Genomic DNA, 17,083 nt, shown 5'->3' with positions numbered 1-17,083 from the left:
GGAACACAAGCAGCCTAAGCCGACAAATCCGCCGCCAATTTCCGGTCTCGCAACTCGCGCTTCAGCACCTTGCCGATGGCGCTACGCGGCAACACATCGACCAGCACGACATCATTAAGTCGCTGGAACTTGCCGACACGCTCATTCGTCCAGGCCTTCAGCCCCGGCGCATCGACTGAGGCACCCGCTTTCATCACCACGAAGGCAACCGGTGTCTCACCCCACTCTTCCGACGGCATGGCCACGACAGCGGCTTCAAGCACGTCGTCGTGTTTCGTCAGCACCGCTTCCAGATCGCTCGGATAGATGTTGAAACCGCCGGAAATGATCATGTCCTTCTTGCGGTCCATCAGCTGCAGAAAGCCGTCTTCGTCGAAGCGCCCGACATCGCCGGTCCGGACATAGCGCTTTCCGGAAGCGTCGTGCCAGAACGTCTCCGCGGTCTTGCCGGGTTGATTGAGATAGCCCTGCATGATGACGGGCGAATGCCCGACCACTTCGCCGATTTCGCCCTGAGCTACGAAATTGCCATCCTCGTCGATCAGGCGAATGTCGTGATCCGGCGCCGGCTGGCCGACCGTGTGCAGCTTGGTCGGGTGTTCATGCGCAAGCAACACGCAGGTGCCGCCACCCTCGGTCATCCCGTAATATTCGGTCAGCCCGCCCGGCCAGCGTTTCAACACATCGGCCTTCAGCGCGCCGCCGAATGGCGCCGAGGTCGAGAACTTCATCACGAAAGACCTGAGATCGAAACTGTCGAAATCCTCAACGGCCATAATGCGACGATACTGCACCGGCACCAGCATCGCGTGGGTCGCACGATGCTTTGCGCTCAGTTCAAGAAATCCTCGCGCATCGAACTTCTTCATCAGCACCAGCGTGCCACCGCCGGCGAGGGTCGGATTGAAACAGACCAGCGTGGTGTTGGAATAAAGCGGCGTCGACAGCACGGTGATGGCGTCCGGCCCGTAGCCGAGCGGATCGAGCTGACCATATTGCCGCCAGCGCATCCAGCAGGTGTGGATGATGCCTTTCGGCGTACCGGTCGTTCCCGAGGAATAGATAATGTTGAAGACCCATTCCGGATCGATTGCCACCGGCGTGGGCTTCACGCCTTCCGGCGCCAGCCATTGCGCAAACGGTTTCCCGGCCTTGCCGCCATCGAGCGCAATGCGCTGGACCGAGGGATCGATCGCAGCATCCGCAAAGGAGGCCGCCGTCGCATCATCCATGAACAGGATTTTTGCCGCTGCATCCTTCACCATTGCGGCGAAATCCGTCGGCGTCGATGACGGCGCCAGCGGCGCCACCGCCACGCCGACGCGCAGCGCACCGAGAAACACGGCGGCATATTCGATCGACGACAGCGCGCAGATCGAAATCGCATCGCGCGGCTTGAGACCGCTGGCCTGCAATGACGCGGCGATACGGTCGATCAGTGCGTCGAAGGCGGCGTAGTCGATCTGGCGATCGGCATCGATCACGGCGATCTTGTCAGGCTTCGACACGGCCGTGTTATGGACCAAAGCATCGAGGGTGATGAAGTCGGGCATGCGTTTCCTCTTTTTGTTCTTACTTGATTATCTTTGCTTGACCTCCCCTCTTCAGGGGAGGTCAGAGAGCTACCGGTCCAGCTCTTCGCCGTTCAGCCACTTCTTGCCGCTGGCATAAAGCGCCTCCACCGCATCGCCGCGCAACCCCGGCATATCGGGCTTGATCTGATAGCCGATCTGGCTCTGCAGATAAGCAAGATGGCGATAGCCTTCCGGGAAGCTGGCGAGCAGATCCGCGTCAAGCTTCAGCGGCGCGCCGGGCACCACGGGATCCATGCGATCCTTCTCGTAGATCGGCTGGCGCAGGACCATGCCCCATTTTCCGTCGCGCTTTTCGAGGAAATCATAGAACCGCCCGGTCAGCATTACGTCGACATTGACGCCGTGCACCAGCGCGCGCTGGGCGATGGTCATCTTGGTCTGCGAAATTGCGCGGGTGCCTGCGAGATCGATCGACTGCGCGCCGAGGAAATGCATGATCGAGACGCCCTTGGCCCAGCCGGCCTTGCTCATGGCGATGAATTCGTCCGCGGTGCCCTGGGTCCAGGTCGCCACCATGCGGCCATCGTCGAACCAGACGGTACGGAAGCGGTCCCAATCGCCAGCATCGCGCCAGACTACCCAGTTTTCAATGAGATCGCGGATGGCAAGGCGGTCGATAATCTCTATATCCATGGAATATCCAATATGCGGGGCGGGCGCCGATACGCGCGTGTAACGCAATCATATCCGATCAGGCTTCCGCGAAAAGAGCGTTCATGACAAAGCAGACATCCTCCATGCCCGCGCCGGTTGCGCCGCGTCATCCGCATTCCTTCACGACCCACGGCATCACCGTGTCAGATGATTACGCCTGGTTGAAAGACGCCAAATGGCAGGAGGTGCTGCGCGACCCGAGCGTGCTGGAGCCGGAGATCCGCACCTATCTCGAGGCCGAGAACGCCTATACCGAGAGCCTGCTTGGCGGAACGGCGGCGCTGCAAACCAAGCTGGTTGCGGAAATGCGCGGTCGCATCAAGGAAGACGATTCCAGCGTGCCGTCGCCGGACGGTCCCTATGCTTACTTGCGGAAATTCCGCGAGGGCGGCCAGCACGAATTGTTCGGCCGCATGCCGCGGGACGGCGGCGAGGCCACCATCATTCTCGACGGCGACAAGCTCGCCGCCGATCACAAATATTTCAAATTTGGCGGCGCCCGCCACTCGCCCGATCACGCGCTGGAAGCCTGGAGCGCCGACGTCAAGGGTTCGGAATATTTCACCATTCGTGTGCGTGACTGGGCCACCGGCAACGATCTCGACGACGTGGTCGAGGAGACCGATGGCGGCGTGGTGTGGACGCTCGACTGCAAGGCCTTCTTCTATGTGAAGCTCGACGACAACCATCGCCCGATGCAGGTCTGGCTACACAGGCTCGGCAGCAAGCAGGCCGACGACAGGTTGATCTTCGAGGAGCAGGATTCCGGCTGGTTCACCCATATCCATGAAAGCGCCAGCGGCCGCTTCTGCGTCATCGCCGGCGGCGATCATGAGACCTCCGAACAGCAGTTGATCGACCTCGCCACGCCAGACGCGCCGCCTCGCCTGGTGGCAAGGCGTGAAAACGGTGTGCAGTATTCGCTGGCCGATCGCGGCGATGAATTGTTCATCCTGACCAATGCCGACCGCGCCATCGACTTCAAGATCGTCACCGCGCCGCTGGCCGCGCCTGAGCGCGCCAACTGGACCGACCTGATCCCCTATCGCGAGGGTATCTATGTCATCGACATGGACCTCACGGCCGGTCACCTCGTCCGTCTGGAACGCGCCAACGCGCTGCCCTCGATCATCATCCGCGATCTCACCAACAGGGAAGAACACGCCATCGCCTTCGACGAAGCCGCCTATTCGCTCGACACCATGGGCGGCTACGAATTCGACACGACCACGCTTCGCTTCGCCTATTCCTCGATGACGACGCCGTCGGAAGTCTATGATTACGACATGGCGACGCGCGAGCGGACCTTGCGCAAGCGTCAGGAGATCCCGTCCGGCCACAACCCCGCCGACTATGTCACCACGCGCATCATGGCCAAGGCCCATGACGGCGCCGAAGTGCCGGTGTCGATCCTGCATCGCAAAGATCTCAAACAGGACGGCAAGGCGCCGCTGCTGCTCTATGGCTACGGCTCCTATGGGATGGCGATGCCTGCGTCGTTCTCTGCGAACCGGCTGTCACTGGTCGATCGCGGCTTCGTCTATGCCATCGCGCATATCCGCGGCGGCGCCGACAAGGGCTGGGGCTGGTATCTCGACGGCAAGCGCGACAAGAAGACCAACTCATTCGACGACTTTGCCGCGAGTGCCCGGGCGCTGATCGCCGCGAAATATACCTCGGAGAAAAACATCGTCGGCCACGGTGGCAGCGCCGGCGGCATGTTGATGGGCGCGGTCGCCAACCGCTCTGGGGAATTGTTCTCGGGCATCGTTGCCGAAGTGCCATTCGTCGATGTGCTCAACACCATGCTCGACGACACGCTGCCGTTGACGCCGCCCGAATGGCCGGAATGGGGCAATCCGATTGAAAGCGCCGCGGATTTCAAGACCATCCTGTCCTATTCGCCTTACGATCAGGTCGCCGCCAGGAACTATCCGAAGATCCTCGCGATGGGCGGCCTCACCGATCCGCGTGTCACCTATTGGGAGCCGGCGAAATGGATCGCACGGCTGCGCGCGACGATGACGGGTGGAGGCCCGGTGCTGTTACGCACCAACATGGGTGCCGGCCATGGCGGCGCGTCCGGACGATTCAACCGACTGGATGAAATCGCGATCGTCTATGCGTTCGCACTATGGTCGGTGGGGATGGCGGAGGGGTAGTTGCCACACACTCCGTCATGACCGGGCCTGACGCGGCCATCCAACTTCACTGTCGTACATCCAAAGATGGATGCCCGGGTCAAGCCCGGGCATGACGTGGAGAGGGCAAAGTGTCGTATCGAATGGTCTAGTGCTCCGGCCGATTGGCCTCGATCAGCGCGCCGGCGCCCTTGTCGAGCAGCTCCAGCCCGACAGCGCGCCCCAGCTCGCGCGGCCGATCTGCCGGCCCGACGCGCGTCACTTCGATGAACTGCCCGCCGGCTTCATCCAGCACCGATGCGGTCAGCGACATCTCGTGTCCTGAGATCACCGAATAACCGGCGATCGGCGAATTGCAGTGGCCGTTCAGCACCCAAAGCACCTCGCGCTCGGCATCGCAGGACAGATGCGCGGCGGGGTCGTCGATCAGCGACAGATAACGCCGCGAGACCCAGTCATGCGCCGCGCATTCGACAGCGACGATGCCCTGCCCCACGGCCGGCAGCATCTCGTGCGGCGTGAAATCACGGGCAATGCGATTGGCCAGTCCAACGCGCTCCAGCCCCGAGCGCGCCATGATCAGCGCATCGGCGGGGCCGACCTCGCCGCCATCAGGCAGCCGCTGCATCTCACCATTGTCGAGTTTGCGCACGCGCGTATCGGCGGCCCCGCGAAAGTGGATCACCTCAATCTCGGGAAACAGCCGGCGGATATAGGCGGCACGGCGTACCGCATTGGTGCCGATCTTGAAGCCCTTGCCATGGGTGCGCTTGAGATCATCGAGGCTGACACCCTCGCGCAGCACCAGCGCATCCGTCGGCGGGTCGCGCACCAGCGTGGCGGCGATCACGAGACCCGGCGTATCCTCGTTGCCCGGCATGTCCTTCAGCGAATGCATCGCCGCATGCAGCGTGCCCTTGAGCACAGCCGCGCGAATCTCGCCGACGAAAGCCCCGCCCTTGCCGCCATGCTTCAGGAGATTGCTGGTCTGGTCGCGGTCGCCGACCGGCTCGAATTTCACGATCTCGACGGCCAGTTCCGGCGCGACCACTGCCAACCGGCGCGCAATCTCTTCGGTCTGGGCCAGCGCCATGGTGCTTTTGCGCGTGCCGATGCGCATCGATTCAGTCACTCAGGCAAGCTCCATCCAGCGGTCCCGCACAGGGATGGCGGGCATTCGCGCGGACAATAAAGCCCGCGCGCGCCGGAAACAATGCGCGCGCGGGCTTTACAACGAGGCCTTTAAGTGCTCGCCGCCTCGGCCGTTACGACCGGCTTCGGCACCACAAGATTGACCAGCATCGCGACCACGATATTCGCGACGAGGGCAATCAGGCCGACATAAACCGTCGCCTGGAAGCTGCCGATCGACAGCATGTGCAGCGGCTTCAGGCCGTCCGTCCATGCCAGATAAGTACCGCCGAACAGGCCGACCACCCATCCGGCCAGCAATGCCGGCGCGGTGAACCAGCGGGTGAACAGGCCGAAGATCAAGGCCGGCAGTGTCTGCAGAATCCACAGGCCTCCGAGAAGCTGCAGGTCGAGCGCGAACTGTGTCGGCAGATAGATGATCACCAGCAGCGCACCGACCTTCACCACCAGCGACGCGATCTTCGCCACCGCGGCTTCGCCCGCTGAATCGACCTGCGGATTGACATAGGCCTTCCAGAAATTGCGGGTGAAGAGATTGGCAGCACCAATGCTCATCACAGCCGCAGGGACCAGCGCGCCGATGGCGATCGCCGCAAAGGCGAAGCCAGCGAACCAGCTCGGAAACAGCGTCTGGAACAGCGCCGGCACCACGTCATTGTTGCTGGCGAGCTTCAACTTGGCAGCGTGGCCCATATAGCCGAGCAGCGCCAACAAGCCGAGCATCAGCGTATAGGCCGGCAACAGCACCGCATTCTTGCGGATGGTCGTGGCACTTTTGCTGGCAAAAATGCCCGTGAGCGTATGCGGATACATGAAGGCCGCAAGCGCCGAACCGAGTGCCAGGGTGGCATAGGCGACGTACTGGCTGGGCTGCAGCAGGATACTGCCCGAGCCCTTGGCCTTGAATGCCTGATCGGCGGCGTCGAACACTGCGGCATAGCCGCCGAGCTTGCCGGGGATCACCGACACTGCCGCGATGACGGCGATATAGATCATGATATCCTTGACGAAGGCGATCAGCGCTGGGGCACGCAGGCCCGACGAGTAGGTGTAGAGCGCCAGCACGACAAAGGCCGCGATCAGCGGCAATTCGCCCTCGAAACCAAGCGCCTTCACGGCCGTGGCCATACCGATCAGCTGCAGCGCTATATAGGGCATGGTGGCGACGACACCGGTGATGGCAACTGCTGCTTCCAGCATGCGCGAACTATAGCGGCCATGCACAACGTCGGCGGCAGTGACATAGCCGTTGTCCTTGGCGACCTGCCACAGCCTTGGCATCACCATGAACACGATGGGATAGACCAGGATCGTGTAAGGCAGCGCGAAGAAGCCATAAGCACCGACCGAATAAACCAGTGCCGGCACGGCGATCACCGTATAGGCAGTATAGAAATCGCCGCCGACCAGAAACCAGGTGATCCAGGTGCCGAACTGGCGGCCACCAAGGCCCCATTCGTCGAGACTGGCCAGCGTTTTCGGGCGGCGCCACTTCGAGGCGACGAAGCCCATCGCGGTGACGAGCGCGAAGAAAAACAGAAAGACCGCAACGGCGGGAATATCGAGCTCAGTCTTCATTGGGGTAGGTCCGGTAAGCGAGCCAGGTCAGAAAGGCGGTCATCGGCACCCAGGCGAGCTGGTACCAGTAGAAGAATGGAAAGCCGAACAGCACCGGATCATGAAAATTGTAGAACGGGACCCAGAGCAGGCCGACGAAGGGGATCAGCAGAAGCCATAACAAATGGCGGGCCATGGCGGGGCTCCTCTCGATAGGCGGGCAGCGCCGGATGCCACGATTATTTTACGGCGCAGAATTTCGCGCTGTGTAGGTGCGACATTCTGTCATGTAAACACGATGCTGCCGCAGGGCTGCCATTCGCGGAGTGGACGCGCCGCAACGACAAACACCCACACATCGCACCGGCCTTGCGGGACAATGTGTGGGTGTTGAAAGTGAGGCGTCTTGAAGTGGTTTAGCGGCCGCCGAACGTCGTATCGCCGAACAGCGCCTTTTGGGTCGATGGCTGCGAGCGCCAGTATTGCGGCGGCGCCTGCACCTGGCCGCCGAGCTGCGCCGCCGCGTGCCACGGCCAGCGCGGGTCGTAGAGAATGCCACGTGCGATGGCGACCAGATCGGCCTTGCCGGAGGCCACGACGTCTTCAGCCTGTTGCACTTCGGTGATCAACCCCACCGCAATCGTCGGCAGTCCCGTCGCCGCTTTCACGGCTTCAGCGAACGGCACCTGATAACCCGGCCCGAGCGCGATCTTCTGCTGCGGCGAGACACCGCCGGACGAAACATCCATCCAATCGACGCCGCGCTTCTTCAACTCATTGGCGAACACGATGGTCTGCTCGATATCCCAGCCGCCCTCGACCCAGTCCGAGGCCGATACGCGGACGCCCACAGGCTTGTGCGCGGGAAAAGCCGCACGTACCGCGTCGAACACTTCGAGTGGAAACCGGATCCGGTTCTCCAGGGAGCCGCCATAATTGTCGGTGCGCTGGTTAGAGATCGGCGACAGGAATTCGTGCAGCAGATAGCCGTGCGCCGCGTGGATCTCAAGCGCATCGATACCAAGCCGTTCAGCCCGCTTCGCTGTCGCGACAAAGGCGTCGCGGATGCGCATGAGGCCCGCGGCATCGATCTCCTGCGGTGGCAACTCGCCGGGTTTCTGCGGAATGGCGGACGGGGCGTGGGCGACCCAGCCGCCTTTGTCGAGCGGGACCTGCTGGCCGCCATCCCATGGGGCGTGACTCGACGCCTTGCGGCCCGCATGAGCGATCTGCATGCCAACGGCAATGTTCGAATGTTTGCGTATCGCCGCCAGCACAGGCTTCAACGCGGCTTCGGTCGCGTCATTATAAAGGCCGAGATCGCCGGGTGTGATGCGGCCGATGGCTTCCACGGCGGTCGCTTCGATCACCAGCATGGCGGCGCCCGACAGGGCCATATTGCCGAGATGGATCATGTGCCAATCGGTGGCGCAGCCATCTTCGGCAGAATACTGGCACATCGGCGCAATGACGATGCGGTTCGGCAGCGTGAGGTCGCGCAGCTTGAAGGGAGAGAACAGGGCGCTCATGAAGGTTCCAGGGTGGGAGGACCGAATTGCCATGCGCGGGCGCGCAAGGTTGCCATGCCGACATTGGAATTTGGATGAGAAAACACAAGATGGCATGCCAAAAGCGACCTCAGCATTGTGCAAGGAGGGTAGCTTTCGACACATCATTCCCGAAGGAGAGGCCCGTTTCTTGGAGAAAGGCGAGCCTGGAAAGCAAAGGGCGCCCCGGTTACCCGGCGCGCCTCTCTATCTCGTTCATTCAGCGCCGTAGCGCCGATGACTTAGTACGGGCAGACCACTCGGCCCCAGCGACGGCTGAAATAGCAGCCCGGCGCCACGAAGCGCGGTCCACCGTAGAAGCCATAGCCGCGACCATAGCCACGACCGCCGCCACGGTAGAACCCGCCGCCACGTCCACGGCCCCAACCGCCGCCGCCACGACCACGACCACCACCACGGGCCTCGGCCGAGGTGCTGCTCGTGGTGAGCAACACCGTGGACGCGCCGATCAGACCAACACAGTAGACAGACACAAGCGCCATCGCTGCCAGGCAGCGGGTCACGATATTATGGCGTGTCGTTTTGGTTTGAGCCATTCTTAAGATCTCCCATTCTGCAGAAGCACGGCTTTAGAATGCTTCCGGCCTCGAATCGTTCAGTGAGCAATTCTTGATTCACACAGGTGCTGAAACCAGAATAGTAATATGGCCATCACAAGGCGTGCACGTACGAACGGCTTTACAATAGGGTCAAGCTCGAACGTCGGTCAAGTTGCCGGCAACGCTGTCACTACGAACGAATGCGCACCTTCACGCGTCACCTCGCTTTTGACCTCCTGCGTTCATCTTCTCTTCATATTGCCTCGCACTATGCTGATCGCTGCACTCGCACCTGCGAATATGCGATCCGTCCCACCGACCGCGCCTGCGTCAGCAGCTCGATCCCATCGTTCGTCCCTTCCCGCGAATTGTCAGAAGCTGATTCATGCCCAAACCAAGCTACATCCTCGGTCTCAACACCTACGATCACGACGTCAGCGCCTGCCTGCTGCGTGACGGTGCGCTGGCCTATGCGATCGAAAAAGAGCGGATTACCCGGGACAAGCACGCGACCGGATTCTACAAGGAAGTGATCGACTACGTCCTCGATGCCGAAGGCATCACGCTGGACGACGTCGAGCTGGTGGTGAGCAATTGCTACATCCTGCCGGTTCCGGAGATGGAAGACCGCCTGATCTATCAGGACATGCCGGGCTTCCTGCCCGAATATGAACGGCAGGACGCCAGCGTCCATCCGCTATTCCGTTCCCGCACCGGCAAGGTCAAAACGATCTCGCATCATCTGGCGCATGCCTATAGCGCATTCGCCGTTTGCCCTTTCGAAGAGGGGGCGATCATGATCGTCGATGGCGTCGGCAGCTATCGCTCCGACGTCATCGAGGCTTATCCCGGCGACGAGCCGGGCTCGAAGCTCGCCCGGGAATCGGAGAGCTATTACACGTTCAAGGGCACGCAGCTCGACTGCCTGAAGAAAGTCTGGATGGAGCCGGATCGCGGCTTTCTCAGCGACGAATTCTACAACATGCCGGGTCTTGGGGCGCTCTACAGCCGGGCCTCAACCTATGTGTTCGGCGACTGGAACAAATGCGGCGAGCTGATGGGGCTGGCCCCCTACGGCCGCCGCGACCAGGTCAAGCCGCTGATGGATATTACCGACAATGTCCTCAGCGTGCCGCGCTGGACCCCCGAATACAACCAGCCCTATATCGCCGACAGCGATGGCAAGTGGGACACCCATCCGTCGATGCGGCATTGGGAGGATATCGCCTGGCGCGTTCAGGACGACACCGAGAAGGTGCTGCTCGCCCGCGCCCGCTGGCTGCGCGAGACGACCGGCGCGAAGAACCTCTGCATTGCCGGCGGCGTCGCACTGAACTGCGTTGCCAATGGCCGCATCGCCCGCGAAGCCGGCTTTGAGAATGTCTGGATCCAGCCCGCCGCCGGCGACAACGGCATCGCCATCGGCTGCGCCTATTACGGCCTGCTGGAGGTACAGAAGCAGCCGCGCTCCTATGTGATGACGCATTCCTACACGGGAAAGACATACGCCGATCGGGACATCACGGCGGCGACCCAGCGCACACTCGTCAAGGCGCAGACCAGCGCGGCGCGCAGCGACAATATCTGCCGCGACACGGCAAAGTTACTCGCGGACCAGAAAGTAATCGGCTGGTTTCAGGGTCGCTCGGAATACGGCCCACGCGCGCTCGGCAATCGCAGCATCATCGCCGATCCGCGCCGGCCGGAGATGAAGGACATCCTCAACTCACGCGTGAAGCACCGTCAGCCGTTCCGTCCGTTCGCGCCGATTGTGCTCGCCGAGCGTGCCAGAGAGATTTTCGAAGGCGATCAGGATTCGCCGTTTATGCTGATCGCGGCCCCGGTGCGACCCGAATGGCGCGAGAAGATTCCGGCCATCGTGCACATCGATGGAACGGCGCGCATCCAGACGGTCACGGAAGATACCAATCCGGTGCTCTATCGGCTGCTGAAGGAATTCGATGCGCTCACCGGCGTACCGGTGCTGCTGAACACGTCGTTCAACGTGAAGGGCGAACCGATCGTCGAGACGCCGCGCGATGCCATGGCATGTTTTATCAACACCGGCATCGATCATTTGATCCTGCACGACACGGTGGTGTCGAAGACCTCAGCGCATCGTTTCGTCGCCCCGATGGTGCGCACTTACATGGACATCGTTGGACTGGTCATGTCGAATGTGAAGTAGCGCTCTCCCGCATGCGGGAGAGCGAACAGACTAAGCCGCCCGCACCGCGCTGAGGAACCTGCTCACTTCATCCTTCAATCGCGTGCTGTCCGACGACAGCGACTGCGCGGCTGACAGCACCTGCGACGATGCCGAGCCGGTTTCGCTGGCGCCGCGCTGTACATCGGTAATATTGGATGAGACCTGCATCGTGCCCTGCGCGGCCTGCTGGACGTTGCGCGAGATCTCCTGCGTCGCAGCGCCCTGCTCTTCCACCGCCGAGGCGATCGTCGATGCAATCTCGGACATGCGACCGATTGTGTCTCCGATCTCCTTGATGGCTCCGACCGATTCCTGCGTCGCCGCCTGAATACCAGAAATCTGCGTGGAGATTTCACCGGTCGCCTTGGCGGTCTGCTCAGCCAGTGCTTTCACTTCGGCCGCAACGACCGCAAAGCCGCGCCCGGCTTCACCGGCCCGCGCCGCTTCGATGGTCGCATTCAATGCCAGCAGGTTGGTCTGGCCGGCAATGTTGTTGATCAGCTCAACCACGTCGCCGATGCGGCCAGCAGCCTGAGCGAGATCGCTGACGCGATCATTGGTCTTGCGCGCCTGATCGACCGCCTGATTGGCGATATTGGCTGACTCCTGCACCTGGCGGCTGATCTCGTTGACCGACGAGGCCATTTCCTCGGTCGCCGATGCCACTGACTGCACATTGGTCGACGCTTCTTCCGAAGCTGCCGCAACCGTCGTGGTCAGTTCCTGCGCGCGCTCTGCGGTCGCCGTCAGCGTACCAGCCGAGGCTTCCAGCTCGGTCGATGCCGATGAAACCGTCTCGACGATTTCGCCGATCATGGTTTCAAACTGGCGGGTGATATTATCGACGCGGCGGCCGCGTTCGATTTTGGCTTCTGCGTCGGCCGCCGCAGCTTCATCCACCGCGCGCTTGTCGATCAGCGCCTGCTTGAACACCTGCAGGGCGTCGCCCATGGTTCCGATCTCGGTCTTCATGCCCTGATGGGGCACCATCGCCGAGAGATCGCCGGCGCCGAGGGCTTGCATCGGCTTGACGATCGACGCGATGCCGCTAGAGACGTCCTTTACCAGATAGATGCCGATACCGATGCCAAGAATCGCCGATGTGCCGAGCATGATGGCGAGCAGCATGAAGGCTGTATTGTAATTGTCTTCGGCGCTCTTGCCGGCCGCATCCGCGCCGATCTTGTTCAGCGCAATATCCTTGTCGAGCAGATCATCCGCCTTCTTACCGATGGGCAGCACCTTGCTCTCGTTCAGATCCTGCGGTTCGTTGGGAATTTTGCCGACGCTGGCGCGCGAAAGTGCCAGAACTTCCTGGACGCCAGTCATGTAAAGGCCCCACTGCTGCGCCCATTGCGTATATAGGGCGCGCTCCTCGGGCGATGAAATCAGCGTCTCATAGGTCGCGCGGATCTTCATGTTGTCCGCATCAGTATTGATCAGTCGTTTCTCGGCCGATGCCTTCGCTTCCGGCGTTGCCGCCAGCATATGGAGACGCACGATATTCCGATAGACGTTCACACCGGCGCGAAGCTCGCCCAGCGAGCGGACGCTCGGCAACCAGCTTTTCTGGATTTCCGACGCTTCGCCGTAGATGGCACGCATCTTGGTGACAGCCAGAGCACCCATGCCACCCATGGCTATCAACAAGAAGGAAATGACAATGGTGATCTTCGCGCGAATGGAAAGGTTGGCGAGCATGAGTCCGTGTTCCCTCGGTATTCTACCGTTGGTCAGCAATGGCAGAGCTTCAATTTATGATCGCGGCCTGCGCGACGTTTGGCGGCAATTACCAGTCGAGCACAGATTGAAAACAATGGTCTGAGCCCGCGTGAAAGAGAGTGGCGAGATAAAGTTAAAAAGCAGTGCAACACGAACTGCGTTATCGCATGCTCCCCATGTGACAACGTTGCCTTCATCAGATCATCCAATACATATGAAAGCCGACGCTTACGCGCTGGCTTTCATGATTGTGCTGTGTTGAATGTCAGGCCGCGCGTACCGCGCTGAGGAACTTGCTGACTTCATCCTTCAGTCGCGTGCTGTCCGAGGACAGTGATTGCGCCGCAGCGAGAACCTGAGTCGAGGCAGATCCAGTCTCTGTTGCACCACGCTGCACATCAACGATGTTCGACGAGACCTGCATCGTGCCCTGCGCCGCCTGCTGGACATTGCGCGAAATCTCCTGCGTCGCGGCGCCCTGCTCTTCCACCGCCGACGCGATGGTCGAAGCGATCTCCGACATGCGGCCGATAGTGTCGCCAATCTCCTTGATGGCACCGACCGATTCCTGCGTCGCCGCCTGGATGCCGGATATCTGCGTCGAGATCTCGCCGGTCGCCTTGGCAGTCTGCTCAGCGAGTGCCTTCACTTCAGAGGCCACGACAGCGAAACCGCGGCCAGCTTCGCCGGCACGGGCCGCTTCGATGGTGGCGTTGAGCGCCAGCAGGTTTGTCTGGCCTGCGATGTTGTTGATCAGCTCGACCACATCGCCGATACGCGCTGCAGCGCTGGCGAGCTCGCCGACGCGATCATTGGTCTTGCGTGCCTGATCCACCGCCTGCCCTGCGATCGCAGCCGACTCCTGCACCTGACGGCTGATCTCGTTGACCGACGAGGCCATTTCTTCAGTGGCCGATGCCACTGACTGCACATTGGTCGATGCTTCTTCGGAGGCGGCCGCCACCGTCGTGGTCAATTCCTGCGAGCGCTCCGCCGTGGCGGTCAGCGTACCCGCCGAGGCTTCCAGTTCGGTCGATGCCGACGACACCGTCTCGACGATCTCGCCGATCATCGATTCGAAGTTGCGGGTGATGCTGTCGACGCGGCGGCCACGCTCGATCTTGGCTTCGGCATCGGCCGCTGCGGCTTCGTCTGCCGCGCGCTTGTCGATCAGCGCCTGTTTGAACACCTGCAGGGAGTCCGCCATCGTTCCGATTTCGGTCTTCTCGCCCTGATGCGGAACATTTGCAGTCAGGTCACCCGTACCGAGCGCCTGCATCGGCAACACGATCGACGCAATACCGGCGGAGACATCGCGCACAAGCAGGATAGCCGCACCGACGCCGACAACAACCGCAAACAAGAGCGAACCGATCACCATCTTGATGGCGACTCCAAAGCTGTCCGTCGCCAGTTCTCCGGCCGCCAAAGCTCCCTTGTTGTTGAGCTCGACATCCTTCTGCAGGGCTTCGTCCGCCTTGAAGCCAATCTGGTTGACCTTCACGTTCATATCTCGCGCTTCATCACGAGCGTTCTTGCGCGACAATGCAAGAACCGGCTGCAATGCGACGATATATTCGCTCCAGAGCTTGCTGAATTCATTGTACATCGCGCGTTCCTCGGGCGACGAAATCATCGGCTCATACGTTTTGCGCGCCTTGTCGAGCATCTCGGCGTAACGCACCAGCGTGTCGTCCTGGACCTTCGTATCTGCGGCATCCGTTGCAAGCAGATGTCCGCGAACCACAGAGCGGTAGCTGATCGTTGCAGCGCGGACTTCACCCAAAGAGCGCACACTCGGCAGCCAGCTTGTGACGATATCGGACGTAGCTCCGTTGATGGTGTACATCTGCTTGATGGCCAGCGCGCCCATTGCAGACATTGCGAGCAGCAGGAACGAGACGACAAGAGTGATCTTGGTGCGGATGGACAGGCTGGCAAACATAGGTGATGGTCCCTCGGTTTTTGACCGTTGGCGCGCAACTGCACGAATGGTATTTTCTGGGTTTGAAGACACGGCATGCATTGGAGCTGCCGGCCGAGCGTCGATAGCGATCAACGATCTCGTGATCGAGATTGTCCGGATAAAGTTAAGGAGCGGTGCATCATGACTGCTTCTTGTGCATGGCTTCTTGAGCGAACGTAGCGCACGCGCATAACAACACCATCGCGCAAGAAAGCCGACGCTCACGCGCCGGCTTTTGCGTTGTACACGTATGTTTGGGCCCGTTAGGCAGCGCGCACTGAGTTCAGAAACTTGCCCACTTCGTTCTTGAGACGTGTGCTGTCCGATGACAGTGACCGCGCGGCCGAAAGCACCTGCGACGACGCAGAGCCGGTCTCGGACGCTCCGCGCTGCACATCGGTGATGTTCGACGAGACCTGCATGGTACCCTGTGCCGCCTGCTGAACGTTACGCGAAATCTCCTGCGTCGCGGCGCCCTGCTCTTCCACCGCCGACGCGATCGTCGAGGCAATCTCGGACATCCGGCCGATGGTGTCGCCGATCTCCTTGATGGCTCCAACCGATTCCTGCGTCGCCGCCTGGATACCGGAGATCTGCGTCGAAATCTCGCCAGTCGCCTTGGCAGTCTGCTCAGCGAGGGCCTTCACTTCGGAAGCCACGACCGCGAAGCCCCGGCCCGCTTCGCCAGCACGCGCCGCCTCGATGGTTGCGTTGAGCGCCAGCAGGTTTGTCTGGCCGGCGATATTGTTGATGAGCTCGACGACGTCCCCAATGCGGGACGCAGCGCTGGCGAGTTCGCTGACGCGATCGTTGGTATGGCGCGCCTGATCGACCGCCTGATTGGCGATACTCGCCGATTCCTGCACCTGTCGGCTGATCTCGTTAACCGACGAGGCCATTTCTTCAGTGGCCGATGCCACCGACTGGACGTTGGTGGAAGCTTCTTCGGACGCTGCCGCCACTGTGGTGGCCAGGTCCTGGGAACGTTCGGCTGTCGCGGTCAGCGTGCTTGCGGAAGCTTCGAGTTCGGTCGATGCCGACGATACGGTCTCCACGATCTCGCCGATCATCGATTCGAATTCGCGGGTGATGTTGTCAACGCGGCGACCGCGCTCGATCTTGGCTTCGGCGTCGGCAGAGGCAGCTTCATCTGCCGCGCGTTTGTCGATCAGCGCCTGCTTGAACACCTGAAGCGTGTCGGCCATCGCGCCGATCTCGGTCTTTTCGCCCTGATGCGCCACATGCGCCGTGAGATCGCCTGCGCTCAGCGCCTGCATCGGCTGCACGATCGAAGCGATACCCGACGACACGTCCTTGACCAGATAAATGCCGATGCCGATGCCGATGACCGCCGTCGCTGCAATGATCACGATGACCGTCATCAGCGCCGAACCATAGCTGTCATCGGCCTTCTGTCCCGATGCTGCCGCACCCTTGTCGTTAAATTCGATGGCCTTGCGCAGGGCAAAATCGGCTTTGGATCCCAGCGGGTTGATCATATTCAGATTGAGCTCATGAGCTTCCTGACTGCCTTTGCCGAGATTCTTGCGATCGAGCACAAAGATTTCCTGGCTGCGTGATACGTAGTTGTCCCACTCCTTGCTCCAGTCGTTGAAGATTGCGCGCTCTTCGGGGCTCGATACCAACTTGTCATAGGCAGTTCGCTCATCGGCGGCCCGCTTGACGATGGTGTCGATACCAGCCTCGGCCTTCTGCATCTGGTCAGCATTGGCTGCGAGGATGTGTGCGCGCACCAGATTGCGATAATCGATGGTCGTCGCCCGTAGCCCGCCGAGAACACGGACGCTTGGAAGCCAGTTCTTCTGGATGTCCGACGCATTGGCGTTAATTGTCTGCATCTTGCTGACAGCAAGCGCCCCCATGCCCGTCATCGCGATTAACAGAAAAGCGATAACGATGGTGATCTTGGCTTTGATAGAGATGTTCGAGAGCATGGCTGACGTCCTGTTATCGCTCGAT

General features: G+C 61.1%; 12 protein-coding genes. 2 read left to right on the top strand and 10 right to left on the bottom strand.

Translation table 11 applies throughout. The annotated features are described in order from the left end of the window. Positions 1–14 precede the first annotated feature (14 nt). Complete coding sequence (locus tag AB8A38_RS23555) at positions 15–1,553, bottom strand: class I adenylate-forming enzyme family protein (RefSeq protein ID WP_315843892.1); 1,539 nt, start codon at positions 1,551–1,553, stop codon at positions 15–17. Between the two features lie 69 nt (positions 1,554–1,622). Continuing rightward, a complete protein-coding gene (locus AB8A38_RS23550) occupies positions 1,623–2,228 on the bottom strand; it encodes a nuclear transport factor 2 family protein (RefSeq protein WP_315843893.1) in 606 nt (201 codons plus the stop codon). 83 nt (positions 2,229–2,311) lie between these two features. Between AB8A38_RS23550 and AB8A38_RS23545 the strand changes: the two genes are divergently transcribed. Next, positions 2,312–4,411, top strand: a complete 2,100-nt coding sequence (locus AB8A38_RS23545; RefSeq protein ID WP_439087616.1) for a S9 family peptidase — start codon at positions 2,312–2,314, stop codon at positions 4,409–4,411. 127 nt (positions 4,412–4,538) lie between these two features. Here AB8A38_RS23545 and hemC read toward each other — a convergent pair whose 3' ends face one another. The 5 genes from hemC to AB8A38_RS23520 form a co-directional block, all read right to left on the bottom strand. Further along, positions 4,539–5,522 (bottom strand): hydroxymethylbilane synthase, encoded by a 984-nt coding sequence (gene hemC / locus AB8A38_RS23540; protein ID WP_315843895.1) that lies wholly within the window; start codon positions 5,520–5,522, stop codon positions 4,539–4,541. Positions 5,523–5,632: 110 nt separating this feature from the next. Continuing rightward, positions 5,633–7,120 carry a monocarboxylate uptake permease MctP gene (gene mctP, locus AB8A38_RS23535; protein ID WP_439087615.1) on the bottom strand — a complete coding sequence of 496 codons (1,488 nt, stop codon included), beginning with the start codon at positions 7,118–7,120 and terminating at the stop codon, positions 5,633–5,635. Beyond that, on the bottom strand, positions 7,110–7,295 hold the full coding sequence (locus tag AB8A38_RS23530; protein ID WP_439087614.1) for a DUF3311 domain-containing protein: 186 nt from the start codon (positions 7,293–7,295) through the stop codon (positions 7,110–7,112). Before AB8A38_RS23530 ends, mctP begins: the two co-directional genes overlap by 11 nt. A gap of 220 nt (positions 7,296–7,515) precedes the next feature. Further along, positions 7,516–8,628 carry an NADH:flavin oxidoreductase/NADH oxidase gene (locus AB8A38_RS23525; protein ID WP_439087613.1) on the bottom strand — a complete coding sequence of 371 codons (1,113 nt, stop codon included), beginning with the start codon at positions 8,626–8,628 and terminating at the stop codon, positions 7,516–7,518. A 260-nt stretch (positions 8,629–8,888) separates the two neighbouring features. Then, entirely contained in the window at positions 8,889–9,203 is a 315-nt protein-coding gene (locus AB8A38_RS23520; protein WP_089265834.1) for a hypothetical protein, read from the bottom strand. 388 nt (positions 9,204–9,591) lie between these two features. Here AB8A38_RS23520 and AB8A38_RS23515 point away from each other — a divergent pair, with 388 nt between their 5' ends. Then, positions 9,592–11,394, top strand: a complete 1,803-nt coding sequence (locus AB8A38_RS23515; protein WP_439087612.1) for a carbamoyltransferase family protein — start codon at positions 9,592–9,594, stop codon at positions 11,392–11,394. A gap of 30 nt (positions 11,395–11,424) precedes the next feature. On the opposite strand, the gene AB8A38_RS23510 is transcribed toward AB8A38_RS23515, so the two are convergent. The 3 genes from AB8A38_RS23510 to AB8A38_RS23500 form a co-directional block, all read right to left on the bottom strand. After that, entirely contained in the window at positions 11,425–13,116 is a 1,692-nt protein-coding gene (locus tag AB8A38_RS23510; protein WP_439087611.1) for a methyl-accepting chemotaxis protein, read from the bottom strand. Positions 13,117–13,402: 286 nt separating this feature from the next. Next, positions 13,403–15,082, bottom strand: a complete 1,680-nt coding sequence (locus AB8A38_RS23505; protein WP_439087610.1) for a methyl-accepting chemotaxis protein — start codon at positions 15,080–15,082, stop codon at positions 13,403–13,405. 284 nt (positions 15,083–15,366) lie between these two features. Beyond that, positions 15,367–17,058: a methyl-accepting chemotaxis protein gene (locus tag AB8A38_RS23500; protein WP_439087609.1), complete on the bottom strand. Its 1,692-nt coding sequence runs from the start codon at positions 17,056–17,058 to the stop codon at positions 15,367–15,369. Between the last annotated feature and the right edge of the window lie 25 nt (positions 17,059–17,083).

This window comes from Tardiphaga sp. 839_C3_N1_4 (assembly GCF_051811045.1).
Lineage (GTDB): Bacteria > Pseudomonadota > Alphaproteobacteria > Rhizobiales > Xanthobacteraceae > Tardiphaga.
This window is presented reverse-complemented; position numbering and strand designations above follow the sequence as displayed.

What these genes read in the sequence shown, in the direction of transcription:
- AB8A38_RS23555 (WP_315843892.1), bottom strand. Translation starts at nt 1,553, where the DNA reads ATGCCCGACTTCATCACCCTCGATGCTTTGGTCCATAACACGGCCGTG.
- AB8A38_RS23515 (WP_439087612.1), top strand. Translation starts at nt 9,592, where the DNA reads ATGCCCAAACCAAGCTACATCCTCGGTCTCAACACCTACGATCACGAC.
- AB8A38_RS23500 (WP_439087609.1), bottom strand. Translation starts at nt 17,058, where the DNA reads ATGCTCTCGAACATCTCTATCAAAGCCAAGATCACCATCGTTATCGCT.
- AB8A38_RS23525 (WP_439087613.1), bottom strand. Translation starts at nt 8,628, where the DNA reads ATGAGCGCCCTGTTCTCTCCCTTCAAGCTGCGCGACCTCACGCTGCCG.
- AB8A38_RS23550 (WP_315843893.1), bottom strand. Translation starts at nt 2,228, where the DNA reads ATGGATATAGAGATTATCGACCGCCTTGCCATCCGCGATCTCATTGAA.
- mctP (WP_439087615.1), bottom strand. Translation starts at nt 7,120, where the DNA reads ATGAAGACTGAGCTCGATATTCCCGCCGTTGCGGTCTTTCTGTTTTTC.
- AB8A38_RS23530 (WP_439087614.1), bottom strand. Translation starts at nt 7,295, where the DNA reads ATGGCCCGCCATTTGTTATGGCTTCTGCTGATCCCCTTCGTCGGCCTG.
- AB8A38_RS23520 (WP_089265834.1), bottom strand. Translation starts at nt 9,203, where the DNA reads ATGGCTCAAACCAAAACGACACGCCATAATATCGTGACCCGCTGCCTG.
- AB8A38_RS23505 (WP_439087610.1), bottom strand. Translation starts at nt 15,082, where the DNA reads ATGTTTGCCAGCCTGTCCATCCGCACCAAGATCACTCTTGTCGTCTCG.
- AB8A38_RS23510 (WP_439087611.1), bottom strand. Translation starts at nt 13,116, where the DNA reads ATGCTCGCCAACCTTTCCATTCGCGCGAAGATCACCATTGTCATTTCC.
- AB8A38_RS23545 (WP_439087616.1), top strand. Translation starts at nt 2,312, where the DNA reads ATGACAAAGCAGACATCCTCCATGCCCGCGCCGGTTGCGCCGCGTCAT.